The organism is Actinacidiphila sp. bgisy167, from assembly GCF_965342175.1.
GTDB lineage: Bacteria > Actinomycetota > Actinomycetes > Streptomycetales > Streptomycetaceae > Actinacidiphila.
Genome location: NZ_CBDRBL010000094.1, coordinates 1 through 25,424 on the forward strand (window position 1 = coordinate 1; position 25,424 = coordinate 25,424).

Consider the following 25,424-nt stretch of genomic DNA (forward strand, 5'->3'; position numbering starts at 1 on the left):
CCAGGTCATGCGTTCGCCTCAGACGCCCGACGCCGTCCCCGCGAGCCGTCCGAGGGACCTGAACCCCGCGGTTGAGCCAATCTTGATCGTTCATTCAGGTTGGCATAAACTCCCCCGCATGGCACGCATGAGGGAGTTCGACACCGAGAAGGCCGTCGAGGCCGCGATGAACGCCTTCCGCCGCAACGGCTACGACGGCACATCGATCCAGGATCTGGTGGACGTCACCGGTGTCGGCCGGGGCTCCCTCTACGCGGCCTTCGGCAGCAAGGAGGGGCTGTACCTGGCAGCCATGGACCGCTACCGGGAGTATTACGCCCTTCCCCTGGTCGACGTCCTGCGCCAGGGCGCCCCGAGCCGCGAGCTGCTGCACGAGGTCCTGGTGGCGGCGGTGGACGAGGTCGTACGGGACGGCAGCCGGCGTGCGTGTCTGATCGTCGGCGCCGCGGTGGGGCGGATCGCCCAAGACCCCCAGGTGACCGCGCACGTGCAGTCGACCACGGAGATGCTCGAGGACGCGCTGTACCAGGTCGTCGCGGAGGCGCAGGCGAACGGGCAACTGTCCGCCAAGCAGGACGCGCGCACCCTCGCCCGCTACCTGATCATGACGATGCACGGCCTACGGGTCATGGGGTCCATCCAGTCCGATCGGGCGTCGCTCATGGCCGTCGTCGAGACCGCCCTCGACGCTCTTGACTGTCTGCCTGACGCCCGCGTCCACGACCACTGACACCTCGGCAACGCCGCCCTGGAACCGGCCGTTCGCCCGCCCTGCTGCCGCCAACCGTCCGGCCCGCATGAGCGAGGAGGGTGCGCGAGCAGGGCGTAGTCGAGGGCCAGGATGTGGGCCGTGGTGCCGGTGACCAGCGGGAGGACGGTCTTGTCGGCGAGCGCGTCCTGAGGGAGTACGTCGAGCAGCGACTGCAGCAGTCCGGTGTGGGCGGCTTTGCAGACCGGGGGTATGCCGATCACGGCTCCCTCCGCCTGCGCGAACAGGCCGACGGCTTCGGTGATCGCCGGGTGGGCGGCGTCCGCGTGCAGCGGCGGGTGCGTGCGGACGTCCAGCGGAATAACCTCGTGCCCGTGCGCCATGGACCGGTCGTCGAGGTGGCGCAGCAGCCGCGCGGTGCGGGAGGCGGTGGAGGGGCTGCCGCAGACGGAGAGGGCGGCGGCCGAGTCGGGCCCTGACGACGTGGCCGAGTCATCGGGGCGGAGCAGAGGAAGAGAGACGGATCGATGCGCCCCATGGGAGGTGGGCGCATCGATCCGCTGACCGCAGGACGTCGCCCTGCGCAGGAGGGGACACCCGAGCCGCTCCCGGCCTACGACGTGGCGCCGAGCGCGGCGTATGTCGGAGGCGGACGACCCGGGGTGTCCGGCCGGGGTCAGTATCCGGCGGTCAGGGCGCCGTCGATGGCCAGTGCCGCGCCGGTGATGAACGGGCTCTCGTCGCCGAGCAGGAACGTCGCGAACGCGGCGATCTCCGCCTCGTCGGCGGCCCGGCCGGTCGGCTGCCGGGCCAGGAGGGCGTTGGCGGCATCGGGGTTCGACGCGGTGAAGCCCTGCCACAGCGGCGTGTTCACCAGGCCGGTCACCAGGGCGTTGACCCGCACCTTCTCCTTGGCGGCCTCCAGTGCCGCGGAACGGGTGAGGCCGACCACACCGTGCTTGGCAGCCGCGTACGCAGCCGCCCCGGGGTCACCCACCACACCGACCACCGACGCGTTGTTGACAATGGAGCCGCCGCCGCTGGCCGCCATCGCCGGGATCTCGTGCTTCAGGCTGTAGAACACGCTGGTCAGGTTGAGGGCCAGGACGTTGTGCCAGAACGGCCCGTCGATGTCCCGGATCGGGCGCTGACTGTCGCCGCCGCCGGCGTTGTTGAAGGCGCCGTGCAGCCCGCCGAACTCCTTCACCGCGACGTCGACGAGATGGGCCACCTCCTCCTCGACGGTCACGTCCGTCGGGACGAACAGGGCCGTGCCGCCCTGCGCCGCGATCTCCGCGGCTGTCTCCTCCCCGCGCGCCTTGTCGCGGGCTCCGATGAGCACGGTCGCGCCCTCCGACGAGGCGCGGCGGGCGAAGGCGGCGCCCATGCCGGACGTGCCTCCGGTCACGATGATGACCTTGGACTGCAGACGGTTCGTCATGTGTGTCTCCGTTCGTTGCCCGGCGGCACGGGATCACGCCTGCCGGGATGGCTGAGGGGCGAGGGGCTGTCCGCATACGCGGGTCGCGGCGTATGACTGCCCTCCTACGCCCCACCGTCCGGCACCCTACATTAGGAACGATCGGTCAGTACACAATATGGAGAGCTTCGCCGAGCCGCGACTCACCCGACCAGGCAATCTGTACCGTTCGTTCCATGCAGGCGTATGCTCTGCTCTCACGGCACGCCTGAGAGAGTTCGACACGGAGAAGGCCGTGGAGGCGACGATGAACGCCTTCCGCCGCAACGGCTACGACGGCACGTCGATCCAGCACCCGGTCGAGGCCACAGGCGTGGGCCGGGACTCGCAGTACGCGGCGTTCGGCAGCGAGGAAGGCCTCTACCTGACCGCCATGGACCGTTGCCGGCAGTACTACGCCCTGCCCCTCGTGGAGTTCCCCCGCCAGGGCGCCTCCGGCCTGGAACTGCTGCGGTACGTCCTGGTGGCCGCCATCGACGAGATCGTGCGCGACGACAGTAGGCTCGCCTGCCTGACCGTCGGCGCCGTGGCGGGCCGGATCGCCCGCGACCCGCAGGCCTCCTCGCCCGTCCAGTCGACCGCGGACATGCTGGAGGACGCGCTGCACCAGGTCATCGCCGAGGCCCAGGCGGACGGACACCTGTCCGACAGGCGCGACCCGCGGGAGCTGGCCCGCTAATTCGTCATGACGATGCACGGCCTGCGCGTCATGGGCACCGGGAACCCCGACCGCGCCGCGCTCATGGCCGTCGCCGCGACCGCACACGGCGCCCTCCAACGCTGAACTCCGACGCCCTGCGCCCTGCACGGGGTGCGGAGACGAAACATGCCCCGGCGCGAAGGAGTCGCCGGGGGTCGCGCGGACGAGACGGGTGCGCGGGACCGGCGCGCCACTATCGGGCACCACCAGCTGCGCTGCAGGGGTAGGCCTACCCCCTCCGACGAGGGGAGCACACCGAGCCGGCCAGCGCGCAGCCGGATCATCGCGAGGGCCTGCCGCCGCGCCTCGCGGTCGTCGCCGGCGGCCAGGGTGTGCATGCTGGTGAGGGCGCGTTGCGCCCGGAGAGGTGGCTGGCGAAGGCGAAGGGCAGCCCCACCCCGTCGCCCCCTGATGCGGCATGCGTCACGCACCACAGTGCCTATCGGTCGTCCGGACTCGGGGCCGAGGGAAAGCCGTCACCTGCGGCCCGGGGCCGCGCCCACTACGGCTCCGCCGCACTGCCACACACCTCTACCCCTCCGAGAGCGAGGCGCACGCACGAGCACATGTCTACGTACGTATACTTCACTCGAGGTCTACAAATGTAGACACGGTCCGCAACCGAAGAGGAAAGACCATGGATTACCAGTTGACGAACCGGCGGGCCCTGGTGACGGGATCGAGTTCCGGGCTGGGGGCTGCCACGGCGAAGTTGCTGGCCACCGAGGGCGCCACGGTGGTCGTCCAGGGACGCAACGAGGAGCGCACGCACGCCGTGGCCGAGGCCATCCGCGCGGCCGGCGGGCGCGCCGAGGTCGCCATCGGCGATCTCGCGACCAACGCCGGCGCGGACGCTGTCGCGGAGGCGGCACTGGCCGGGGGCCCGATCGACATCCTGGTGAACAACGCCGGTTTCTACCGCCATGTGTCATGGACGGACGCCACGGAGGAGGACTGGCGCGAGACCTACGAGGTCAACGTGGTCTCCGGCGTGCGCATGATCAAGCGTCTCGTGCCGCAGATGCGCGAGCGCGGCTGGGGACGCGTCATCCAGATCGGCGGCGGGCTGGCGATCAAGCCGATGCCGGGCCATCCGCACTACAACGCGACGCTCGCGGCGCGACACAACCTGGCCGTCTCGCTGGCCCGCGAGCTCAAGGGCACCGGCGTGACGTCGAACGTGGTGGCCCCCGGCGCCATCCTCGTCGACGCGGTCAAGGACGGAGATCGCTCCCGCTCGCGGCTGGGGCGAGACGTGGGAGCAGGTCGAGCGCGATGCCGCCCGGGATCTCATACCCAACGACCAGGACCGGTTGGGCCGTCCCGAGGAGGTCGCGGCCGCGGTCCTCTACCTGGCGGGGCCGCACTCCGACTACGTCAGCGGAGCCATCCTGCGTGTGGACGGTGGCCTGATCAACAACCTCTGATCGACGAAGCACGTCCACCACCACGGCAGAAGGCCCCCTCGACGCAGGCGGACACGCGGGCAGCGACAATCCGGGTTACACGCCCGCGGCCAACTCCAGCCCGCACGGGCGCACATCGAGGTCGCGGACGGTTCGAGCACGCGCACGCTCGGGACGTGCCTGCACAAGGCCCGCCGCCGGGCCGGCAACTCACCGCGGCTGCCTGGGCCGGGCTCCGAACGGGGAGTCCCGGCCCGGCCTTCGTGTAGTGGCAGAGCGCAGGCGTACGCCCGGCCCGTCGGGCAGCGATGCGCGATGCCAGGTCGGTTACGGCTTCGGCAGCCGTGCGTCGAGTGAGTACAGCCGCGTGATCTGCGTCGAGCGCTGATTGTCATCGCTGACGAGCAGCAGTTTCACCCTTCCGTCCCGAGTACGACCAGTGACGGTGATGGCCTCGATATTGTCGAGCAGGGGGTTCGGTTGGGGCTGCTTCGCGGTGGCTCCGAGTGACGGGCAGTCTCCTATGTCGGCGAGCAGCGTGCGGTGGACCAGTTTCAGCTTCTGCCGACCGGTGGGCACCGCCTCCTTCTTGCTGACGTCTGTGGCGTGCCTCACATCGGCCAGGTACAGCCGTACGGTGTTGCCGACGTCCGGGGTGTAGCCGCGTTCGAGGACCAGCAGTCGGCCGTCTCCGGTGGAGGAGATGTCGGAGATGTCCAGGCCGGGGTCGGTCTGGAAGGCGTACTGCGGGCCTATGTGGAACTTTCCGCTGTGGCCGGCGCGGTGCCAGGTCTGGAATCGCCGGATGTCGGTGCCGTCGCCTTCGAGGGCGCCTTCCATGGAGGCAACGAGGGTGCGGCCCTCGGGCAGCAACGCCATTCCTTCGAACGTCAAGTTGTCCGCGGCCCGGCCGAGAGGCGCCACCTTGAGTGCGTCCGGCACCGGCAACGACTCGAGGAGTCGCCCGGAGCGGGTGAAGCGGTTGATGGCCGGCTGCGTCTCGTCAGTGATCAGCCGGGTGCCGTCATGGTCGACGGCGATCGCTTCGGCATCCACGGAAGTACCGTCGGGGTACGCCACCGGCTGGACCGAGACCGGCCGCTTACTGCCGGCGTCGAGGGTGAAAAGGAACGAATCGTCGGCCACCGCCAGAAGCTGTCCGTTGGTGTCGTAGGTCAGTCCTGACAGTTCGGAGACCGGAACGCCGCCCAGCACGGTCTTGTCGAGGTGGTCGGAGAATCCTTCCACGTTGACCCACCGGGAACAGGCGCTGTCGGTGCCGCCTGGAGCGCCGTGGGGGTTGCCGCTCGCACCGATGGCTTGAGCTGAGGAAATAGTGGCCAGCGAGGCGACCGCCATCAACAGGGATGCTGCAAGGACGTGCAAACGCACAGACCGTCCCTCTCAATTCCGTTGTAGCTTAACTGGGTTGCAAGCACTCTTGTCTACGCGCGTCGTACAGCGCGTTACGAACTCGTAAAATCTTCCTGGGTGCCGCAGCAGCACCGCCGGGCCCGGCGCTCCTTCCCTCGCCGGGCAGCGCGGCCGTACCGGGCGTTCGCGACGGAGCGTCGGTCAGGAGGCGCATACGGGCTGAGACACCGGGGCGTTCCTGCGTTCCAGCAGCGTGATGGTGACGATCGGACAGGTCGAGCCGGACGGGTTCGGCCAAGGGCGAGCGGGACGCGGCGGCGGCGCGGCGTCGATCGGTCATGTCGTGATCCTTGCAGAACGCGGCACCAGGACGTCGCCTCCGAACCGGCGGCAAGCGGCACCACGGCGGCAGGAACGTCGCGGAGAACCGCTTTGCCCTCCCTGGCCGCCTCGCCGAAGCGTCGGCCGTTCACCCGCGGCGCCCTCACCTCCACCGTCCCGGCGGCCGTGACCACGGTGCGTGCCCGGTGAGAGCAGTGTGCGGGCGACCGGGCCGCGACGGCCGACCGTGCCCGTTCGCCGACGCCGCGGCTGTACGGCGGTCGGCTCCGGGCGCGCCCGCGAGCGGCGGGGCACGGCACGCGTCGGCGAATGTCCACGGAGCGCGGGGGGAACGTCCGGTCCACCATGCGGCGGATCCGGGTGTGCTCCGGCGGGTCGAGGTGGAGGAGGCTGCCATGACCGTCGCGCGTGCGTCGTGAGCGCAGAGACCACCGCGACGGAGGCACGCGATGACGAACGCGGTGACACGACGTGGCTCAGAAAGGCGGCCCTGGGGACGCGGATGCCCCGTACCCGATCTCCTGCCACGTCGGCTCTACTGCTTCCGCCCGGGCTTGAGGTGGGTGTCGAACCAGTCGATCGCGGCCGACGAGGAGAGTTCGAACTGCTCGACGTAGGGCGAGAAGTGGTCGCCGTCCATGAGGACGAGCTTCTTCGGCTCCCGGGCGCGGTCGAAGCCGTCGAGGGCGATGTCGGTGGGGGCGACGTCGTCGTCCTTGGCCACGAGCATCAGCAGCGGGGTGGGCGCGATGCGGGAGATCCACTGCCCGGGTTCATAGGCGCGGGCCCGGCGGTTGGATTGCAGGGTGACCTCGTTGGTCCACTTGTCCTCCGGCGCCCAGTTCAGGTAGAACTCCACCGCGCTCTTCTGGCGGTAGGCCGCCTGGTTGCCGGGGTCGGCGTCGACGAACGGCACGTAGACGGGCGGCTTGCCGGCCAGCTGGTCGCGTTCGTCCTGGTTGAAGCGGTCGTTCAGAGCGCCCACCTCGTGCGGCGGCACGCGGCGCAGTCCGGTCTCGTAGCCGCTGACCGTGGGGACCTGTGCGTAGACGGCCTTGATGCGGCGGTCGGTCGCCCCGAGGACCAGGGTGTGTCCGCCGGCGTAGCTGGATCCCCAGATGCCGATGCGCTGTTCGTCGACCTCGTCGCGGGTGCCCAGATAGGTGATCACCCCCGCCAGTCCGCGATCTGCTGGTGGGGGTCGATGTCGTGGCGGGGGGTGCCTTGGCTGTCGCCGAAGTTACGGTGGTCGTGCAGCAGGACCGCGTAACCGGCCTCGCTGATGCGCCGGGCGATGTGCTCGATGCCGTGGTAGCGGGTACCGCCGAAGCCGTGGGCCATGGTGACGGCGGGCAACGGCTTGTCGGCGTTGTCAGGAAGGAACAGCCAGGCGGCCAGTTCGATGCCGTCGGGCAGGGGGATCTGTACGTCGATGCGCTCGGTCAAGGTGAACACCCTTTCGGTTCGGTCCAGCCGCTGTCGTCCCGGGGCGACCGGAGGTCATGGAGAAGTGGCTGTCGCCGGGGTCCTGAGGGGACGTTCGCACGACTGCGTCGGAGGTGCGTTTCGCGCCGGCGGTCACGAGGAGGGCTGCGAGCAGTCTGCGGATCAGTTCAGGTCGGAGGGGATGGCGGCCATCGCCCGGCCCAGTTCCCGTTCGGTCTCGCCGCGCGTCTGCAGGCCGTTCTGGAACAACCAGGCGGCGCGGGTGCCGACGGAGCCTTCGCGGACCAGGTGCTGGAAGACGACGGCGGCAGCGCGGATCTCGTCGTCGGACGGCGCGTCGACACGGATGACGGCCGCCTTGGTGGCGGTGACGGCGTCCGCGGGGAAGCTGGCCACACGGTGGGCGAACCGGTCGACGACGTCGTCGAGTTCGGCGTCGGGCACGGCCCGGTTGATCCAGCCGTAGCGCTCGGCGAGATCGGCGGTGTAGTCGTCGGCGCCCAGCAGCACCTCCAGGGTGCGGCCGGTGCCCATCAGCCGGGCCAGACGCTCGACGCCGCCCGCGCCGGGCGGTGCCCCGAAGCCCACCTCGGGCTGGCCCAGGACCGCGGTCTCCCTCGCCGCGAAGCGGACGTCGCAGGCGAGCAGGAACTCGCTGCCCGCACCGCGGGCACGGCCGCGCAGCTTGCCGATGGTGACGACCGGCAGGCGGCTCAGGCGCTGGAAGAGCATGCCGAGCGAGGCGTCGCCGGGGCCGCCGGCCTTGGCGGCCTCGGCGGTGTACTCGGGGACCTTGGTCAGGTCCACGTGCGGCAGGAAGAAGTCCGGGTCGGCGCTGTCGAACACCACCGCTCGGTAGGGGGTGGGACCGCTCAGATGGCCGATGAGGGCGACCAGGTCCCGGACGAGTTCCGGACCGATCAGGTTGAGAGGCGGGGCGTCGAACGTCGCGTACAGGACACCGCCGTCGGCACGCGTGCGGATGGTCTCCGTCCGCGGCATGACATCGTCAGGCATTTCACTTCCTCCGTCGCGGGCCCTCGGTGGACGCCCGTCCTCGTCATCATGAGCACACCTGGTTTAAAAATGCAACCGGACGTTACGGCACGCTTCCCGAAGTCGCGTTCCGTGGGACCGGCCGTCACACACGGCCATCCGCTCCGCTTGCCCGTGCTTTGGTTTAAATTTGAAACCTGACACACCGAGAGAGGACGCACCGATGCGGAAGACGGATCTCAGCGACTCGACCTGCCCGATCGCCCGGTCGCTCAGCGAGGTGGGCGACTGGTGGTCGATGCTCATCGTCCGGGACGCCCTGAACGGAGTGAGCCGGTTCAGCGACTTCCAGCGCAGCCTGGGGTGCGCGCGCAACATCCTCAGCGCACGGCTGAGCAAGCTGGTGGAGGCGGGGGTCCTCACGATAGAGCCGGCTTCCGACGGCAGCGCCTACCACCAGTACCGGCTCACCGAGAAGGGGAAGGCGCTGAGGGTCGCGTTGGTGGCGCTACGGCAGTGGGGCGAGGCCCACCTCTTCGACGGCGAGGAGGATCGGCTGCAGCTGGTCGACACCAGGGACGGCAAGGCGGTGGCACGGCTGGAGATGCGGGCCCATGACGGGCGCGCTCTCACGGTCGACGAAGTCGAGATCCGGACCACCTCCGGAGCGAGTACCGCCGGCCCCGCGGCATCTACCTGAGCGCCGACGCCCCCCCAGGACATCGAACGCTCCCTGCGCGCCTCCGGGCTCGGCCCCGACGACGTGGACCTCATCGTCACCACCGACGGCGAAGCCATTCTCGGCATCGGCGACTGGGGCGTGGGCGGCATCGACATCGCGGTCGGCAAGCTCGCCGTCTACACCGCTGCCGCGGGCATCGACCCGCACCGCACCCTCGCGGTGATGCTGGACGTGGGCACCAACCGCGAGGAACTCCTCGGCGACCCCCTCTACCTCGGCACGCACCACAGGCGCGTCGACCGGGAGACCTACGACTCCTTCATCGACGCCTTCGTCAGCACGGCCACGGCGCTGTTCCCCAAGGCACTGCTGCACTGGGAGGACTTCGGCCCGGCCAATGCCCGCCGCATCCTGGATGCGCTACCACGAGAAGGTCCTCACCTTCAACGACGACATCCAGGGCAGCGGCGCCGTCAATCTGGCCGCCGTCCTGTCCGGCGTCGCGGCCAGTGGCCTTCCTCTGCGCGAGCACCGCATCGTCGTCTTCGGCGCCGGCACCGCGGGCATCGGCGTCGCGGACCAACTGCGGGACGCGCTCGTCGCCGACGGGCTGAGTCCCGAGCAGGCCACCGCCCGGATCTGGGCACTGGACCGGCACGGGCTGCTCACCGCGGGGCAGCGCGATATCCGCGACTTCCAACTGCGTTACGCCCGCGCTGCGGCCGACGTCGAGGGCTGGCACCACGACGACGCCATCAGCGGCATCCCGTTGGCCGAAGTGGTCGCACGCGTGCGGCCCACCATCTTGATCGGCACCTCCGGCCAGGGCGGCGCCTTCACCGAGGACATCGTCCGCACCATGGCCGCGCACGCCGACCGGCCGATCATCCTGCCCATGTCCAACCCGACCCGTCTGGCCGAGGCCGTCCCCGCCGACCTCCTGGCCTGGTCCGAGGGCCGCGCCCTGATCGCCACCGGCAGCCCCTTCGGCCCGGTCGACCAGGGGGGCGTCACCTACCAGGTCGGGCAGGCCAACAACGCGCTGGTCTTCCCCGGACTCGGCCTGGGCGCCCTGGTCGCCGAGGCCGACCGCGTCACCGACGCCATGCTGACCGCGGCCGCACACGCCGTCGCCGCGCAGACCGACGCCACCATCGCCGGCGCTCCGATCCTGCCGCTGATCACACAGCTCCACGAGACGTCGGTCGCGGTCGCCGTCGCTGTCGCCCGGGCCGCCGCGGACGACGGCGTGGCCCGCGCGACGGTCGACGAGCGCATCGAAGAGCGCATCCGGGCAGCCATGTGGACGCCGTCCTACCGGCCCATCAGGGCCGTCTGATCCCGCGGCACCCCACGAGGCCGACGGCCCGTGCCCCCCTTGGCCCCGCCGGCGGGGCGGGGCCGTCACCCTGGTCTTCCGGACGCCCACCTACTCGCCTTGGTGCCGGTGGCCGCCGCAGCCGTGATGGCGGCCGGGCCGCACCTAAGAGACCACACGGATAGGCGGGCCGGCGTCGCGGGTCGACGGCTCTCGCCTGGCGGCGTTGTCGTCGGTCGCCGCAGCTCCGCTGCGTCTCCCTTCTCCGCCTTGCCAAACTCGGCCCTCGACCCGCTCCTTCCTCCACCCCGCCTATCCGCGCGACCTCTCAGCGTTCAGGGCGCGCAGGGCCTCCTTGTGGTCCTGCGCCCAGGACGTGAAGGACTCCAGCCGCGGGTTGATCCCGCGAGTCCACTCCACATCGCGTGCCGCGGTGAACTCCGCCTCGTTCTCCGCCATGAACTGCAGGTTGTTGGCGAACTCCACCGCGTGCGGGAAGCCGAAGCCGCGGAACTCGTCCCACGTGTAAGGGCGGTAGGCGACCTTCTCGCCGACGGCGTCGGACAGCGCCGCGGCCATCTCCTCCCCGGTCAGGTGGTCACCCGCGATGCCCACGGTCCTGCCGATGTACTCGGGGCCGGCCCGGAAGAGGCCCAGAGCCGTGCGGCCGATGTCGGCCGCCGCATGTGCGGCGAGCCTGTGGTGGGCGAGCGGGATGGTGAGGATGAGCTCGCCTTCTTCGGTGCGGACGGGCCCCATTCCCAGGAACAGGTTCTCGTAGAACCAGGCCGTGCGCAGGAAGGTCGTGGGCACCTCCATCTCGTCGAAGAAGGCGTCCGCCGCGGCCTTCACATCCATGTGGGGCACTGTGTATCCGGCCATGGGCCGCGGGACCCTGTCGCCGGTGCGCTCGAAGAAGGGCCGCGTGTCCTCCAGAGAGGACCACACGACGTGACGGACGCCGGCCGCCCTGGCCGCCCGCGCCGCGTTGGCGGCCTGCTCCAGCTCCATGTCGACCCGGGACCTGGCCGCTTCTTGCTCCGGAGTCAGTTCGGCCCAGAAGTTCGTCATGACGAAGGCTCCGTGCGCCCCCTCCAGGGCGGCGACCAGGCTGGGCTCGTCGTCCAGATCGGCCGCGACGACCTCAGCACCCCGCGACGCGAGCCGCCGAGCTGCAGGAGAGGACGCGTCCCTGGTCAGGGCCCGCACCCTGAACTGCCCTTCCGTGTCGGCGAGGATGGCGTCCACCAGGCCGCCGCCCTGCCGCCCCGTCGCTCCGACGACCGCGATGACTCGTTGTTCCGACACGTCTGCTCCCGTACTCCTGAGAAGGGATCCGCTTGCTCACGGAGCACAATACTTGACTCATCAAGGATTCGGGTCGACGGCCCCGCATCGACGGCCGAGGCGCGCGCATCGCCCTCCCACGCCGGAGAGGCTGCCACGGGACGAACGTCACGTCTCAGGAGAGTTCTGACGGGCTTTTACCTGCGCGGCAGGGGAGACGGCGCTTCTGGTGATGACGACGGTGAGGAGGGATGCCATCTCCGCTGGGAAGTCGACGTGGGCGGCGAGGCGCGGGTCCTGCGCGTAGATCCGGGCGAGGGCGACCGGCTGCAGGCCGTGCCGTGAGGTTCGCCGCCGAGGGCTTCTCCAGCGTGCTGCACCAGGAGGTGTCCCCGCGGGACGCGTCGCGCTCGCCGAGCCCGGCGGCATGCGCACCGACTGGGCCGGGTCCTCGATGGAGATCCCGGAGTACGACGCCGCCTACGAACCCACCGTCGGCGCGCCGGCCAAGCACCTTCGCGGGTGGACGGGGACGGAGCCGATCGGCCCGGCCAAAGTCGCGCGCGTCTTCCTCGACCTGGCCGACCCCTGAGCCCCCGCTCCACCTTGTCCTCGGCGGCCACGCCGTGGACCGCGTCGCCGCCCATGCAGGCCCTCACCAGCGAGGACCAGAAGTGGGCCGACGTCGGCCGCTCCGTCGACTTCTCGGCCCCGGCGACCGGCCGCGAGGCGCCGCCCAGGCGGCTTCAGCCGCCGCGCCGCTGGTCGTCGCTCTGCCGGCGCAGCTGCTCGGCGTGCCGGGTGAGGGCTTCGACGCGCGCCGCGACCTCCGGATGCCGGGGCCGCAGGTGCACGTGGGTGGCCGCGAGGGGCGCCACGAGGCGAGCCGCGTCGTCGTGGGCGAGGGCTTCGTCGACGGCGGCGACGGCGGAGCCGGCGCCGGGCGGGAGGTCGGTCAGCGCGGTGACGTGAGCGGCGAGACGGCGCAGGTCAGCGGCATGGTCGCGCGCCCAGGCGGTGACGGTGCGATCGGCGGCACGCCGGTCCCTGGTCGCCTTCACGCGCTGCTCACCGGTGCTGCCCGCCGCTCCCGGCTGCAGTCGCAGATAGCGGCGTTCGGCGGCCTGACGACTGGCGACCCCCAGCGGACCGGCCAGGTCGGCCCAGCTGGCCCCGGCGGCTCTGGCGGTGACGATCAGCCCTCGCTCCCAACCGGCGAGCTGCTCACGTACCTGCCGCAGCAGCAGCAAGGAGGCCAGGGCCTGTTCCGCGTCGCCGGCGCAGGGCGGCGACAGTCTCGCGTCCACGGCACGAGCCTCGCGCAGGGCATGGTCGATGGACCGCAAAGCCGCCGCTGCGGCGGGGAGGGGCACGGGACGGCCGTCATGGCCGTCCAACGGCGCTGGGGGCTCGGTGGCATCCACGGGGCCACTCCTCTTCGTCATCTGCTCGACGACTTCAAGATTTGTCATCGTTTCGATGACATGCTACAACGGAAGTGAGGTGAAGCGCATTGGCGGCACAACCCGAACGCTTGGAGGTGTTTCACATGTTGATGCGCACCGACCCGTTCCGTGAACTGGACCGTCTGACCCAGCAGTTGCTGGGTACGTCCGGCACCTGGACGCGGCCCTCGACGATGCCGATGGACGCGTACCGCGAGGGCGACCAGTACGTGATCGCCCTCGACCTGCCCGGCGTCATGCCCGACGCGATCGACATCGACGTCGAGCGCAACATGCTCACGGTCAAGGCCGAACGACGCCCCGTCGCCAAGGCCGACAACGTGCAGATGGAGCTGTCCGAGCGTCCCCTCGGCGTCTTCTCCCGGCAGCTCGTGCTCGCCGACACCTTGGACACCGAGAACATCGAGGCGAACTACGATGCCGGTGTCCTGACCCTGCGCATCCCGATCGCCGAGCGGGCCAAGCCCCGCAAGATCGCGATTGCGTCCGGCGGCGACCGCAAGCAGATCAGCGGCTGAGTTCCGGCGTCCTACCCGGGCACCCATGCGGCGGAGGACGGGCAGCGGTCTCCCTCACCGCGGTTCCGTCCTCCGCATCCGCACCACCCAAGGGGGAAACCGTGGCTATGCGAACTGATGTGTTCCTGAAACGTGTCCAGGAACGCGGCCAGTACCCGACCACGCAGGAAGCCGACCGGGCGGCCCGCGTGGTGCTCGGGCTGCTGGGCGCCCACGTGGTCGGCGAGGAGCGCGCCGAGCTCGCCGCCTGCGTGCCGGAGACGTACGCACTCATCCTGCTCAACCCTCTCAGGGCGGCCGAGCCGCTGGACGCGGAGCGTTTCGTGCGGGCCACCGCCGCCTGGATCGAAGGCGCCACAGAACAGACCGCCCGGTGGGACGTCGGCGCCGTCCTCAGCGTGGTCGCGGACGAGGCGGGACCGGACCTGTTGCGGCGGCTCCTCCTGCAGTTGCCGCCCGGCTACGACCTTCTGTTCGGCCGGCTCGAGCCGGTCTGAGCCCACGTCGCCGGGGGCGGGCACGCCCCCGGCCGCTCAACACCCCATCCCCCCTACGACACGGAGGAAGGCACGTCGATGTCCCCGCAGCGCCCAGTGGACTCCCCCGCCCCGGCAACGACGTTCGACGCTCTGGTCGAGCGCGTCCGCCACGAGGGCGCCTACGCCACACACGAGCGCGCCGAGCAGGCAGTGCGTGAGGTGCTGGCCGGCCTGGGCCGGCAGTTGACCGGCGACGAACGCGTCGCCCTCGCCGCCCGGCTCCCCATCGAGGCCGCCCTGGAGTTCACCGCCCAGGTGCCCCGCACGGAGCCGCTCACCGGATCCGCCTTCGTCAGCGAGCTGGCCGTCCGCACGGGCAGCACACCCGGTGCCGCACGGTGGGACGCCGGGACCGTTCTCACGGTACTCCGGCGTCTGGCCGGGGAGGACCTCGTCAGCCGCGTCCTCGCGCAGCTGCCCGGGGGGTACGCCCTGCTCTTCGGCCGCGCCGAACTGGCGCCGACCGGGTAGGGGCGCTGCGCCCGGCTTCGACCCGCGCCCTCCGGTGGAGAGGCGCGCTGAAGCACCGAGCAGAGGCGCGGCAAGGCCCCGGGAATGCCCCCGGGGCCTTGCCGTGTCCCGCGACCCGTCGGTGTCAGGCGGGCGTGAGTCCCGGGTTGCCGGCCTCGGTGACGAAGGAGCCGGCCGTGGTGATCGGGGCGCCGGGCGTGGTCACCGCGGACACCGTCTTGAAGTCGGCGCGGGCGGCGTCCTTGCCGAGGGTCACCAGGGCGTAGCCGCGGCGGCCGTTGTAGAACCTCAGGTGCGGGTTGGCCTGCATGTAGGCAGCCCAGTTGGACGGCTGGTCGGAGCCGTCCTTGCCACTGGTGATCGAGCTGGTGACGATCTCGGTGCCGAGGGTCTTCGACGCCGGGTCGTCGAAGTCCTTCTTGATGTCGAAGCCGTAGTGGACGTGGACGTCACCGGTGAGGACGACGAGGTTGTCCCGGCCGGAGGCCTCCCAGCCGTCCAGGAGGCGCTGCCGGGAGGCCGGGTAACCGTCCCAGGAGTCCATGGAGACCTTGAAGTCGGGCGTGCCGCGGTCCTTGCGCTGGGCGAAGGTGACCTGCTGGGGAACGATGTTCCAGGTCGCCTTGGAGGCGCGCCAGCCGTCGATGAGCCAGCGCTCCTGGGTCGCGCCCGTCATCGTGCGGGCCGGATCCTGCGACTGCGGTCCCGGGACCTGCCAGCCGTCGCCGTACGCCTGGTCGGAGCGGTACTGGCGGGTGTCGAGGATGTCGAACTGGGCGAGCCGCCCGAACTGCAGACGCCGGTAGAGCTGGGCGTCGGGGCCGTGCGGGAGCTGGCGACGGCGCAACGGCTGGTTCTCCCAGTACGCGCGGTAGGCCGAGGCCCGCCGCAGCAGGAACTCCTCCGTGGGCACCTCATTCTCGGGAGTGCCGTCCGCGTAGTTGTTCTCCGTCTCGTGGTCGTCCCAGGTGACCACGAACGGGTGCGCCGCGTGGGCCGCCATCAGGTCGGGGTCCGACTTGTACAGGGCGTAGCGGAGCCGGTAGTCCTCCAGCGTGACCGTCTCGCGGTTGAAGTGCGAGGGCAGCAGGCGGTCGGTGTAGGCCCGGGCGCCGCCGGTGGCGGTCACCGCGTACTCGTAGAGGTAGTCCCCGAGGTGGAAGACGGCGTCGACGTCCTCGTCCGCCAGATGACGGTAGGCGGTGAAGTAGCCGTCGTGGTAGGCCTGGCAGGACACCGCCGCCAGACGCAGTTCGCTCAGGCGGGCGCCCTTCGACGGGGCGGTGCGGGTGCGGCCCACGGGGCTCGTCCACTGGCCCACGCGGAACCGGTAGTACAGGACGCGGTCGGGGTCCAGGCCCTCCACCTCCACGTGCACGGCGTGGTTGTACTCCGGGTGCGCGTCGGCGGTGCCACGCCTGGCCACGCGGGTGAAACGCTCGTCGTGGGCGAGTTCCCAGCGCACAGTGAAGCGCTTCTGCGGCAGGCCGCTGCCGCTCTCGTACGGACGGGGGGCGAGCCGGGTCCACAGCAGCACCGAGTCGGGCATCGGGTCGCCCGACGCCACGCCGAGCGTGAAGGGGTTCTCGGTGATCCGGGCCGCGCTCGCCTCGGCCGCCGCGGCGGTCCCGCCCAGCGGGATGTTCACGGCGAACGCCAGTGTGGCCGCCGCGCCGGTGACGGTGAGGAAGCGGCGTCTGTCCATGTGGCGTACGGCATCGCGCAGTGCGGCGGAGTGCCCGGACGAGATGGGTGCTGCGGAAGGCTTCATATGGGTGCGCGCTCCCTGACGTGGTGTACGGCCGTTGTCGCCCGGCCGGTGATGTCAGGGCATTGCAGTGGTGCAGGGCGGCACGCGGTCACCGGGAGGGTGGCGCGTACATGTATGCCCGGTGACCGTTGGCCCACCGCGGTTGCCGGGTCTCGCCCTTCACGATCCCCGCACGAACTCGTCACCTGGTAGCGGTGGTTGACCACACCGCCGACGGCCCAGGCCGGTCGGGACGACGCCGGCCGGAACGCTGTTCCACTCCCGCGCGTAGCGGTCGCGGACGCCGCTCGGCAGACCCGTCCCCAAAGGGTTCGGTCGCGGCGAGGCCGCCCCCCCGAGGGGGACCGGCCGAGGCCGTGCGGCCAGGTGCGCTCCGGGGTGCGCGGCGGCCCCTGGCAAGGGGCCGCCGGCACCGGTTCCGGCGCCCGCCTGGCTACTTGCGCTTCAAGGTGAAGTCGGCGGTGACCGTCGCTCCCTTCTTCAGCTTCACCGTCGTGACGGTCGGCTGGTAGCCGTCCTTGGCGACGATGACGGTGAGCGGGTTGTTGCGGACGTCGAGCCACAGGGCGTACGTGCCGTCGGCGGACGTGGTGAGCGTGTAGCTCGTGGCCCAGCTGTCGATCTGCACGGTCGCCCCTGCCAGCGGTGCGCTGCCGCCGCCGGCCTTGTTGCCCATGACGACGCCGCTGATCTTCCCCCAGGTCTTGGGCGGGTTGACGTGCAGGCTGACCGGGACGGGGGCAGAGAGGTAAGGCGTGTCGGTGGCCAGGACCAGGCTCGCGGTCAGGTCACCGGGCTGGGTCACCGACTCCGCGGCGGCGTTCAGCGTGACGGTGACGGTCGCGCTCGCGCCCGGCTCGAGGGTGAGCTGCTGCACGCTCGTGCTCAGCCAGTCGACCTCGCTCGAACCGCCCTGGTCGTAGCCGGGCAGCAGCTCGACCCTGTTGGTCGGCCTGCCGGGGGCGTCACCGCCGCCGACCTTGTAGAAGCCGGGTGCGCCACCACCGCGGTAGGTCGGGACGGTGGCGTTGGGCAGGGTGTCCCAGGTGCCGGAAATCGGGTCGAAGGCCTGGCCGCGGTTGGTGAGGGCCATGTTGCCGACACCGCCGACCATCAGCAGCTGGCCGTTGGCCGCTGTGTAGGACGAACCCCACTGCGGGGCCGGGACGTCGGCGAGCTGCGACCAGCTGTCGGCACCCGGGTCGTAGACGTAGGAGTGGACGATGTCGTTGTCGCTCGAGCCCAGACCGCCGGCGCAGTAGATCAGGCCGTTGATGGCACCGCACGCCTCCCACGCGATGGGCTCGGGGTAGGCGGCGATCTGGGACCAGCTGTCGGAGGCCGCGTCGTAGACGCTGGCGTCGGTCGTGCCGCAGAAGTCGTCGCCGCAGCCGCCGATCATGTAGAGCTTGCCGTCCAGGACGGCGGTGCCGGAACCGGAGTACGGCTTGGGCGCGGACGCGCCCGTGGTCCAGCTGTCCGACTCGGGGTCGTAGATCTCCAGCTTCGCGACCGGGTAACCGTTCTCGCCCCAGCCGCCGGCAACGTAGAGCTTGCCGTCGATGAAGCCGTGCGCGGGGGCTTCCCGGGTGGCGGAGGCGCTCGCCAGCTTCGTCCAGCTGCCGGCGACCGGATCGAGCACGTACAGGTCCTTGACGTCGCTCGACCCGTTGAAGCCGAAGGCCGAGTAGATCTTGCCGTCCAGTGTGTCGACGGCGTTGTCCATCAGGGCGGCCGGCATGTTCGGGGCCGCCTGCCACGCGTCGCCGGCGGAGGCGGCCGCGGACGGTGCGGCCTTGCCGGCCGCCGCATGGGCCTTGCTGGACAGCGGGGTGAAGTCACCCTTGACGGCCTGCAGGTCGGCGCCCTTGGCCTGTTGGGTGAAGCCACCGGACTGCTCGCCCAGTTTGACCGTGGCGGCGGCGCCGCCGGTGTTCTTGACGGTCAGGTTCTGCGTCCTGGAACCGCCCCAGGCCACGGAGGCGGCGACGGAAGCCGGAGTGACGGTGACCTTCCCGGCCTTGAGCTTGAAGTTCGCCTGGACGGCGCTGTCGGCCCCGGCCTTGACGTTCTTGGTCAGCGCGGTGTACTTCGCCTTGGCGGCGACGTAGGGGTGGCTGCCGAAGGCGGTCGAGACGAACGAGTAGAAGCCGTCGGGCAGGTTCGGGTCGTCGGGTGTGGCGGTCGTGATGGTGTTCTCGGTGGGCTTGTCCTGGCTGGTGACCGTGGCGCCGACGATGCCGTCACCGGTGTTGGCGTCGGTCACGGTGCCCACGACCAGGCCGGCCGGGACGGCGGTGAGGTGCCGGTCGCCGACGAGGACGTTGTCGACGGCCCACCACCAGCCGAAGTTTCCGCTGAAGTGGAAGCGCAGCTGCACCTCGGCCTTGCCGGCGAAGTCGGCCAGCGATGCCTCGATGTGGTCACCGCTGACGTCCGATCCGGGCGACCAGACCGTGCTCCAGGTCTTGCCGCCGTCAGCGGTCGCCTCGAGGGTCGCGGTCTGGCCGAAGAACGATTTGTACTGGGTGTCGAAGGCCACCTCGGGATCGTTCATCCCGGTGAAGTCGTAGACCGGGCTGACCAGCGAGGTGTCCTGGGCGCCGGCTTCGCCGAAGTAGTCGCTGTCGACGATGGCGAAGGCACCGTCACCACCGGTGTGGTTCCCCCGGCCGCCCGGGTCGTCGAACTGCCAGCCGCCCGTGGTGCCCTTGGCATTGACGACCGCCCAGCCGGCGGGCGGTGCGTCGGTGGCGGTGAACGATTCGGTGGTGCCTGCCACGTCGACCCGGTATCCGGGTGGGGCCGTCCAGGAGTCCACCGGGACCGTGACGCTCACCGTCTGCGCGGAACCGCCGACGCTGATCGTCTTGCTGACGGCCTTGTAGCCGGCGGTGGCCGCCGCGACGTGCAGGGTGTAGGAGTGCCCCTCGGGCAGGTCCAGGCTGTACGAGCCGGTCGCTGGGTCCGTCCACACCGCCCCGGGGACGCCGTCCGCGGTGATCTTGGCGTAGAGCGGCCAGCCGTGGCCGGAGCCGTCGGTGACCTTGCCGGCGATCGTCTGGCTCGGCACCGCGGTCAGGGCGAAGTTCCTGGTGACCGTCGCGTCCTCGTCGACCACGACCTCGTCGGCCGAGCCCGCGGCGTAGCCGAACGCCTCGACGGAGAGGTCGTAGGTGCCGGTGGGCACGGTCAGGGTGTACGCGCCGGAGGCGTTGGTGCGGGCGACGCCGGTGCCCGCCGTGACCGTGGCGCCGCTGACCGGCTTGCCGGTGGCGCTGTCGGTCACGGTTCCGGAGATCACGCCGTGCGCGCCGGTGCGGAACGCGCTCAGTCCGGCGGGCGTGCCGAGACCGGTCGGGCCGTCGAAGCCCTCGGCGCCGTTGCACAGGTACGACGGGGAGCAATTTCCGTTGCTGCCCGTGGTGATGTCGTTGAGACCGGTACCGGCCTCGTACGGGTAGGCGTTCGGGTACGAGCCGGCGACGGGGGTGCCGGCGGCGGCGTACACCGAGGCGATGATGGGCGCCGAGACGCTGGTGCCGCCGTAGACCGCCCAGCCGTTGTGGCCGTAGGTCTGGTAGACCGCCACGTCCTCCGCGACGGCCGACACGTCGGCCACCGCCCGGTTGTCACAGCCGGTGTCGTGCTGGAAGGCGGGCTTGGGCTCGTACAGGGAACACCCGGAACCGGCGTAGGTCCAAGCCGACTCGGTCCAGCCGCGCGGCGTCGACGAGGCTCGCGTCAGGGTGGTGCCACCGACCGCGGTCACGAACTGCGAGGCGGCCGGGTAGGACACGCCGTAGCCGTAGTCGCCGCTGGACGCGGTGATCGCGACGCCGGGGTGGTTGTAGTGGGCGTCCAGCTCCGTGACCTCGGACGGGTCCTCGCCGAACCCGCCGCGGTAGTCGGTGCCGTACGAGTTCGAAATGTACTTCGCACCGAGCGCGACGGCCTGGTCGACGGCCGCGGCCAGGTTCTCGAAGCTGTTGTCGTCGGCCTCGACCAGCAGGATGTGCGCGTTGGGCGCGATGGCGGAGACCATGTCGAGGTCGAGCGAGATCTCGCCGGCCCAGCCGGGGTCCGGCACCGGGTAGTCGGTGCCACCGCGCTGGTCGACCTTGCGGAAGCAGCCGTTGTCCGTGGTGCAGGCCGGCAGTCCGAACTGGGCCCGGTAGACGGCGAGGTCCGCCTCCGCGGTCGGGTCGTCGAAGGCGTCGATGATGGCGACGGTCTGTCCGCCACCGCCGTCAGGCGGCAGGTCGTAGGCACTCTGCAGATCGGTCGCGCCGTGTCCGGCCGGCGTGTCCACCGCGGGCATCAGGCCCTTGGCCTGCTTCACGTCGGTGCGGCGCAGGGCGAAGCAGCTGAAGTGGCCGGGCTCCGCCGAGTCGCAGGCCGGGTCGTAGGAGCGGCGGACGCCGGTGGCCGAGGCGGCGGGCTTGGTGCTCGTGGCACCCGCGGCCGATGCCGGCGCCGCCTGCACTCCGAGCACCGCGATCGCGGCGGCGCCGAGGAAGGCCATGGCTCTGGTGATCGGTCGACGGACCGGGTCGGTGGTTCCTGGTGATCTGAACAACATGTCTCCCATGCGTGGTTGCAGGGATCGCGAGCCGTGTGCGGCTCCTGACGAGGCGAACTCGAGAGCGTCCGCCACGGGAGCCCATTAGCGAGGTAGGTGATGTTCATGTCAACGATGCGGCTCAATGACGCCCATGACCGAGCGTCACCATGCGCACACCAAGAGCACACACTCCGGGATGGGTTGTCCGATGTTCTGGGCGGAATCGGTGCCTGCCCGTGTGCACTGCGTGAACACCGGACCTCGTTCCTTCACGACCGATCACTCAACGTGTCGAAGGCGTGAATACGACACGCGTCGTGAAGCCGCCAGCGACCACAGGCGCTCTCCCCGGCCCGCTCGGCTGTTCGCGCTGATCAACCCGCCCCGAGGGCGGCGACTCGGCGGCGGGCGGTCCGCACGCGAAGACGTACCCGTGCCGACCGCGGGGCCGGCCGGCGGCCAGGATTGAGCCAGTGCGGCGCCGCCACCGCGTTTCGAGCGCACGCTCCGTGTCCGGACGGCCCTCGCGGTCGCGGGCCCCCCGCCCAGGCGGGCCCGGTACGGGCCGGGAGCCCGGCCCCCCCCAGCAGGCGAGCCGGCCCCGCCGGCCCATGCTCCATGCGTGCGGCTCATGGCCGTTCACTCACCGGTGCGGGCCCGCGCACCGCCGCTCCAGCTCCCCCACCGCGAACCTGCGTCCGTGGCGGTCGCCCGGCACCGGCCCGATGCCGTCGCTCTCGCCGACGCACTGTCAGACCTGCCCACTACACTCACCGCGCGTGGCTCCTCCTGCCTGCCGTGCGCCCGTCGCACGTCCCGGCACGGGGAGCCGGACACCCCGGGATCTCGCCGGGGCGGTACTCCCAACGCGTCCGCGTCAGCGGTCATGTGACTGGATGTCACCTCTTGGTGCGTCCGGCGTGTGGCCCCTGGCCGCGGCGCGGCGCGGACCGCCGACGTCCTTGGCTACACGAAGAAGGGAAAGCACGTGAACACCGAGAAGGTTGCAGCCCGACGCCTCACGGCCGCGGAGGTGTCGGAGCTGGGCCTCCAGGACAAGATCTTCGTCACGGCGCAGACGGAGGAGCTCCGGCTCGACTGCTACGCACCGGCGACGCTGACCAAGTCGGGCAAGAGCTTCGAAGGCGGGTCCTTCACCGCGAGGACCGTCTTCGGCGACGAGATCCACATCCTGCCCGACAACGCCGAAGAGCCCGGGATATGGGTCGCCGACGAGGCGGGGGAGGAGATCGAGGTTCTTCAGAGCGCCGGAGTCCTCCTCAACCTCGCCCTCTTCGTGCCGGGCGGGAACCAGGAGTCCCTGGAGTCGCTGTACGCCGCCGCCAGGGAGGCGTTCGGCGCGGGCATCGTCCAGCGCTGGGACGAGGAGGTCGTCTCCGTCCCGGACGTGAAGATCGACCTGTTCGAGGAGCCGGCCCGCGGACGCAAGGGCAACGGCGGCCAGAACCGCGACCGCCGCGCCCTGGACATCTACCCCACCCGCGTACGGTTCATGGAGGCCAGCGCCGGCTGGAAGTTCGTCCTCGAACTGCACCAGGAACACGTCGACGACACCCCGACGATCTGAGCCGACCGCCCACGAGGCCACCTGTCGGCGCAACGCCCCCTCCCGGTCCGGGAGGGGGCTCCTTCGCGTTGGCGGCGCGCGCCGGTCGGCCTTCACGCTCCCGCGGACGCCCCTCTCGCCGTGGTGGTTCGGGTTCACGAACGCCGGGCGTGTGGATCGCGGGCGCGCCGCGAGTGGCGGCGCGACGTCCTCGTCGGCAATCCACCCCGTAGACATCCGATCTACGGATGTCTACGGGGCTGCAACCTCCGAACTCCCGATCGGAAATAACGAACTAAAGGGGCATAAGTTTGGCCGCAGCGAAAGCAAAGATCGGGTTGATTTGCCGTCAGCCGTTGACTTGGGCAGAAGGAGTTGGTTTTTTATGAATACTTCTCCGGGCTCCCGCACCCCCCGAAAGGGCACCCTTGCCGTGTCTGCTTCCTCCCGCCGTGACTTCCTCCGCATCGCCGGCGCCACTGGCGGAGGCCTCGCCCTGTCGGCCGGTCTCCCGCCCTTCGCCGCACACGCCGCTCCCACCCGCCCGTCCAGCGTGGACATCGTCCCGGAGGGCAAGGCCACGTCCCTCTGGTACCGGACGCCCGCCAGCGAGGCGCGCATCATCCAAGAGGCGCTGCCCGTGGGCAACGGCCGGATGGGCGCGCTCGTCGGCTGTGATCCGGCTGACGACTTCCTCTACCTCACCGACGGCGCGTTCTGGACCGGCGGCAGCAACGACACCCTGACCGACGACGGCCAACTTCATTACGGCCCCGACGACTTCGGCAGCTTCGGCCTCCTTGCCAAGCTGCGGATCGCGCTGCCCGGCCACTCCGGCAAGGAGGTGAGCTCCTACCGCCGCCAACTCGACCTGAGCAACGGCGTGGTCTCCGCGACGTACCAGTGCCGGGGCGACCACTACCGCCGCGAGGTGTACGCCAGCCACCCGGACGACGTGGTCGTCGTCCGGCTCACCGGCGGCCCGCACACCGGCACGATCTCGCTGTCCGGCACACACGACGAGACCACCACGGGCGGCGAGGGTCAGCTCTCCTTCTCGGGGACGCTGAAGAACGGGCTGCGCTACGCCGCCGCGGTCACGGCGGTCAGCTCCTCGGGCCGGGTCGGCGTGGAGGGCGACAAACTGTCCTTCGCCGGTTGCCGTGAACTGCTGATCGTGGTGTGCGGCGGCACCGACTACTCCCCCGACGCGGCGAAGGGCTTCCGCGAGCCGGGCACCGATCCCCTGGCCGTCGCCCGCGGCAAGACAGTCGCCGCGGCGAAGGTTCCGGGGAGGAAGCTGCTGGAGACCCACGTCTCCGACTACCACCGGCTCTACAACCGCTTCACCATCGACCTGGGCACGTCCTCGCCACTGCAGCGGTCGCTGGACTCCTGGTCGCGCATAGCCGTGCGGTACACCGACGCCTCCACGCCGGACCCGGAACTGGAGGCGGCCTACGTCCAGTACGGGCGCTATCTGACGATCACCGGCTCCCGCGACTGGCTGCCGATGAACCTCCAGGGCATCTGGGTGCACAACAACAACCCGGACTGGTACGCCGACTACCACACCGACATCAACGTCCAGATGAACTACTGGCTGGCCGACCCGGCGGGTCTCGGCGAGAACGCGTACGCCCTCGCCCGCTACTGCGTGTCGCAGCTGCCGGTCTGGACCGACGTCACCAAACGGCTGTTCAACGACTCCCGCAACCGCTTCCGCAACAGCTCGGGGAAGATCGCCGGATGGGCTGTCGCGTTCTCCACCAACATCCACGGCGGCAGCGGCTGGGCCTGGCACCCCTCCGGCAACGCCTGGCTGTGCAACTCGCTGTGGCGGCACTACGAGTACAGCCAGGACCGCGCGTATCTGGAACTGATCTACCCGGTCCTCAAAGGGGCGGCGGAGTTCTGGCAGGCGCGGCTGATCCCCACCACCGTCACCGACGAGAGCGGCGCGTCGCGGGAGGTCCTGATCGACGACACGTCCTGGTCGCCGGAGCACGGCCCGGACCGGAAGGGCAACACCTACGGGCAGGAACTGGCGTGGGAGCTCTTCGAGGAGTTCACGACCGCTTCCCGCGTGCTGGGCCGGGACACCGAACTGGCCGCCGAGCTGGGCGCGATGCAGAAACGGCTCTACCTGCCCCGGGTGAGCCCCAAGACCGGCTGGCTCGAGGAATGGATGACCCCCGACAACCTCGGCGAGGTCACGCACCGGCACCTGTCCCCGCTGGTCGGCTTCTACCCGGGTGACCGCATCGCCGCCGACACCGCCTCCCCGGCGCTGCTCGAGGGCGTCCGCGCACTGCTCACCGCCCGCGGCATGGACAGCTACGGCTGGGCATGCGCATGGCGCTCGCTGTGCTGGGCGCGGCTGAAGGACGCGGAGAAGGCCTACCAGCTCTACCTGACGGTCCTGCGGCCCTCCGTCACCAACGGCAACGGCACCTCGGCCAACTGGTTCGACATGTACAGCCAGGGCAGTTACACGATCTTCCAGATCGACGCGAACCTGGGCGGTGCCACCGCCGCGCTGGAGATGATCCTCTACTCCCGACCGGGCGTCATCGAGCTCCTGCCCGCGCTCCCCGCGGCCTGGGCGGCCAAGGGTTCGGTGACCGGTGCCGGCGCGCGCGGCGGTTTCGAGGTGGACCTGTCCTGGCGGGGCGGCAAGGTGACCGAGGCGACCGTCCGTAGCACGGGCGGGACCACGACCGAGCTGCGCGCCGGCGGCTTCCGCAAGCGGCTCTCCCTCAAGCCCGGCGGCTCGGTGACCGTTCGC

The 25,424-nt window shown here is 70.7% G+C and carries 20 protein-coding genes and 3 pseudogenes; 12 read left to right on the forward strand and 11 right to left on the reverse strand.

What is annotated here, in order from left to right:
* Positions 1-166: 166 nt before the first annotated feature.
* Positions 167-652 (forward strand): annotated as a pseudogene (locus ACRWND_RS26565) (TetR/AcrR family transcriptional regulator); the annotation flags it as partial.
* On the opposite strand, the gene ACRWND_RS26570 reads toward ACRWND_RS26565, so the two are convergent.
* Together ACRWND_RS26570 and ACRWND_RS26575 are read right to left on the reverse strand one after the other, a co-directional pair.
* A complete protein-coding gene (locus ACRWND_RS26570; RefSeq protein ID WP_431953723.1) occupies positions 595-1,218 on the reverse strand; it encodes an NAD(P)H-dependent oxidoreductase in 624 nt (207 codons plus the stop codon). The pseudogene ACRWND_RS26565 and the gene ACRWND_RS26570 sit on opposite strands and share 58 nt — an antisense overlap.
* Positions 1,219-1,385: 167 nt before the next feature.
* Positions 1,386-2,150 (reverse strand): SDR family NAD(P)-dependent oxidoreductase, encoded by a 765-nt coding sequence (locus ACRWND_RS26575; protein WP_431953689.1) that lies wholly within the window; start codon positions 2,148-2,150, stop codon positions 1,386-1,388.
* A 274-nt stretch (positions 2,151-2,424) separates the two neighbouring features.
* On the opposite strand from ACRWND_RS26575, the gene ACRWND_RS26580 reads away from it, so the two are divergent.
* Positions 2,425-2,868 (forward strand): TetR/AcrR family transcriptional regulator, encoded by a 444-nt coding sequence (locus tag ACRWND_RS26580; protein WP_431953691.1) that lies wholly within the window; start codon positions 2,425-2,427, stop codon positions 2,866-2,868.
* A gap of 658 nt (positions 2,869-3,526) precedes the next feature.
* On the forward strand, positions 3,527-4,564 hold the full coding sequence (locus ACRWND_RS26585) for an SDR family NAD(P)-dependent oxidoreductase (RefSeq protein WP_431953693.1): 1,038 nt from the start codon (positions 3,527-3,529) through the stop codon (positions 4,562-4,564).
* Positions 4,565-4,622: 58 nt separating this feature from the next.
* On the opposite strand, the gene ACRWND_RS26590 is transcribed toward ACRWND_RS26585, so the two are convergent.
* The 5 genes and pseudogenes from ACRWND_RS26590 to ACRWND_RS26610 all read right to left on the reverse strand — a co-directional run bounded on the left by ACRWND_RS26590 (position 4,623) and on the right by ACRWND_RS26610 (position 8,474).
* Positions 4,623-5,654 (reverse strand): esterase-like activity of phytase family protein, encoded by a 1,032-nt coding sequence (locus tag ACRWND_RS26590; protein WP_431953695.1) that lies wholly within the window; start codon positions 5,652-5,654, stop codon positions 4,623-4,625.
* Between the two features lie 400 nt (positions 5,655-6,054).
* Positions 6,055-6,199 (reverse strand): annotated as a pseudogene (locus ACRWND_RS26595) (IS256 family transposase); the annotation flags it as partial.
* A gap of 347 nt (positions 6,200-6,546) precedes the next feature.
* On the reverse strand, positions 6,547-7,182 hold the full coding sequence (locus tag ACRWND_RS26600) for an alpha/beta hydrolase (protein WP_431953697.1): 636 nt from the start codon (positions 7,180-7,182) through the stop codon (positions 6,547-6,549).
* On the reverse strand, positions 7,179-7,457 hold the full coding sequence (locus ACRWND_RS26605; RefSeq protein WP_431953699.1) for an alpha/beta hydrolase: 279 nt from the start codon (positions 7,455-7,457) through the stop codon (positions 7,179-7,181). Before ACRWND_RS26605 ends, ACRWND_RS26600 begins: the two co-directional genes overlap by 4 nt.
* Positions 7,458-7,619: 162 nt before the next feature.
* Complete coding sequence (locus ACRWND_RS26610; protein WP_431953701.1) at positions 7,620-8,474, reverse strand: enoyl-CoA hydratase/isomerase family protein; 855 nt, start codon at positions 8,472-8,474, stop codon at positions 7,620-7,622.
* Positions 8,475-8,676: 202 nt separating this feature from the next.
* Here ACRWND_RS26610 and ACRWND_RS26615 point away from each other — a divergent pair, with 202 nt between their 5' ends.
* The 3 genes and pseudogenes from ACRWND_RS26615 (at position 8,677) to maeA (ending at position 10,474) form a co-directional block, all read left to right on the forward strand.
* Entirely contained in the window at positions 8,677-9,153 is a 477-nt protein-coding gene (locus ACRWND_RS26615) for a winged helix-turn-helix transcriptional regulator (protein ID WP_431953703.1), read from the forward strand.
* 63 nt (positions 9,154-9,216) lie between these two features.
* Positions 9,217-9,495, forward strand: a pseudogene (locus tag ACRWND_RS26620) (NAD-dependent malic enzyme); the annotation flags it as partial.
* Between the two features lie 37 nt (positions 9,496-9,532).
* Positions 9,533-10,474 (forward strand): oxaloacetate-decarboxylating malate dehydrogenase, encoded by a 942-nt coding sequence (maeA, locus tag ACRWND_RS26625; protein ID WP_431953705.1) that lies wholly within the window; start codon positions 9,533-9,535, stop codon positions 10,472-10,474.
* Between the two features lie 291 nt (positions 10,475-10,765).
* Here the strand turns inward: maeA and ACRWND_RS26630 are convergent, their stop codons facing one another.
* On the reverse strand, positions 10,766-11,761 hold the full coding sequence (locus tag ACRWND_RS26630; protein WP_431953707.1) for an NmrA/HSCARG family protein: 996 nt from the start codon (positions 11,759-11,761) through the stop codon (positions 10,766-10,768).
* Between the two features lie 406 nt (positions 11,762-12,167).
* On the opposite strand from ACRWND_RS26630, the gene ACRWND_RS26635 reads away from it, so the two are divergent.
* Positions 12,168-12,332: a hypothetical protein gene (locus ACRWND_RS26635; protein ID WP_431953709.1), complete on the forward strand. Its 165-nt coding sequence runs from the start codon at positions 12,168-12,170 to the stop codon at positions 12,330-12,332.
* Positions 12,333-12,486: 154 nt separating this feature from the next.
* Here ACRWND_RS26635 and ACRWND_RS26640 read toward each other — a convergent pair whose 3' ends face one another.
* Positions 12,487-13,212, reverse strand: a complete 726-nt coding sequence (locus ACRWND_RS26640; RefSeq protein ID WP_431953711.1) for an HSP18 transcriptional regulator — start codon at positions 13,210-13,212, stop codon at positions 12,487-12,489.
* Between the two features lie 77 nt (positions 13,213-13,289).
* Here ACRWND_RS26640 and ACRWND_RS26645 point away from each other — a divergent pair, with 77 nt between their 5' ends.
* The 3 genes from ACRWND_RS26645 to ACRWND_RS26655 all read left to right on the forward strand — a co-directional run bounded on the left by ACRWND_RS26645 (position 13,290) and on the right by ACRWND_RS26655 (position 14,734).
* Positions 13,290-13,724 (forward strand): Hsp20/alpha crystallin family protein, encoded by a 435-nt coding sequence (locus tag ACRWND_RS26645; RefSeq protein ID WP_431953713.1) that lies wholly within the window; start codon positions 13,290-13,292, stop codon positions 13,722-13,724.
* Between the two features lie 107 nt (positions 13,725-13,831).
* Positions 13,832-14,221: a DUF2267 domain-containing protein gene (locus ACRWND_RS26650; protein WP_431953725.1), complete on the forward strand. Its 390-nt coding sequence runs from the start codon at positions 13,832-13,834 to the stop codon at positions 14,219-14,221.
* A gap of 78 nt (positions 14,222-14,299) precedes the next feature.
* Positions 14,300-14,734 carry a DUF2267 domain-containing protein gene (locus ACRWND_RS26655; RefSeq protein WP_431953715.1) on the forward strand — a complete coding sequence of 145 codons (435 nt, stop codon included), beginning with the start codon at positions 14,300-14,302 and terminating at the stop codon, positions 14,732-14,734.
* Between the two features lie 124 nt (positions 14,735-14,858).
* On the opposite strand, the gene ACRWND_RS26660 is transcribed toward ACRWND_RS26655, so the two are convergent.
* Together ACRWND_RS26660 and ACRWND_RS26665 are read right to left on the reverse strand one after the other, a co-directional pair.
* Positions 14,859-16,505 carry an alkaline phosphatase D family protein gene (locus tag ACRWND_RS26660; RefSeq protein WP_431953717.1) on the reverse strand — a complete coding sequence of 549 codons (1,647 nt, stop codon included), beginning with the start codon at positions 16,503-16,505 and terminating at the stop codon, positions 14,859-14,861.
* Positions 16,506-16,938: 433 nt separating this feature from the next.
* Positions 16,939-21,006, reverse strand: a complete 4,068-nt coding sequence (locus ACRWND_RS26665) for a carboxypeptidase regulatory-like domain-containing protein (RefSeq protein ID WP_431953727.1) — start codon at positions 21,004-21,006, stop codon at positions 16,939-16,941.
* Positions 21,007-22,057: 1,051 nt separating this feature from the next.
* Between ACRWND_RS26665 and ACRWND_RS26670 the strand changes: the two genes are divergently transcribed.
* The gene (locus ACRWND_RS26670; protein ID WP_431953719.1) at positions 22,058-22,657 is read left to right on the forward strand and encodes a hypothetical protein; all 600 of its coding nucleotides are present in this window, start codon (positions 22,058-22,060) and stop codon (positions 22,655-22,657) included.
* A gap of 364 nt (positions 22,658-23,021) precedes the next feature.
* Positions 23,022-25,424 (forward strand): glycosyl hydrolase family 95 catalytic domain-containing protein (locus tag ACRWND_RS26675; RefSeq protein WP_431953721.1); only part of this gene is annotated, 2,403 nt, incomplete at its 3' end.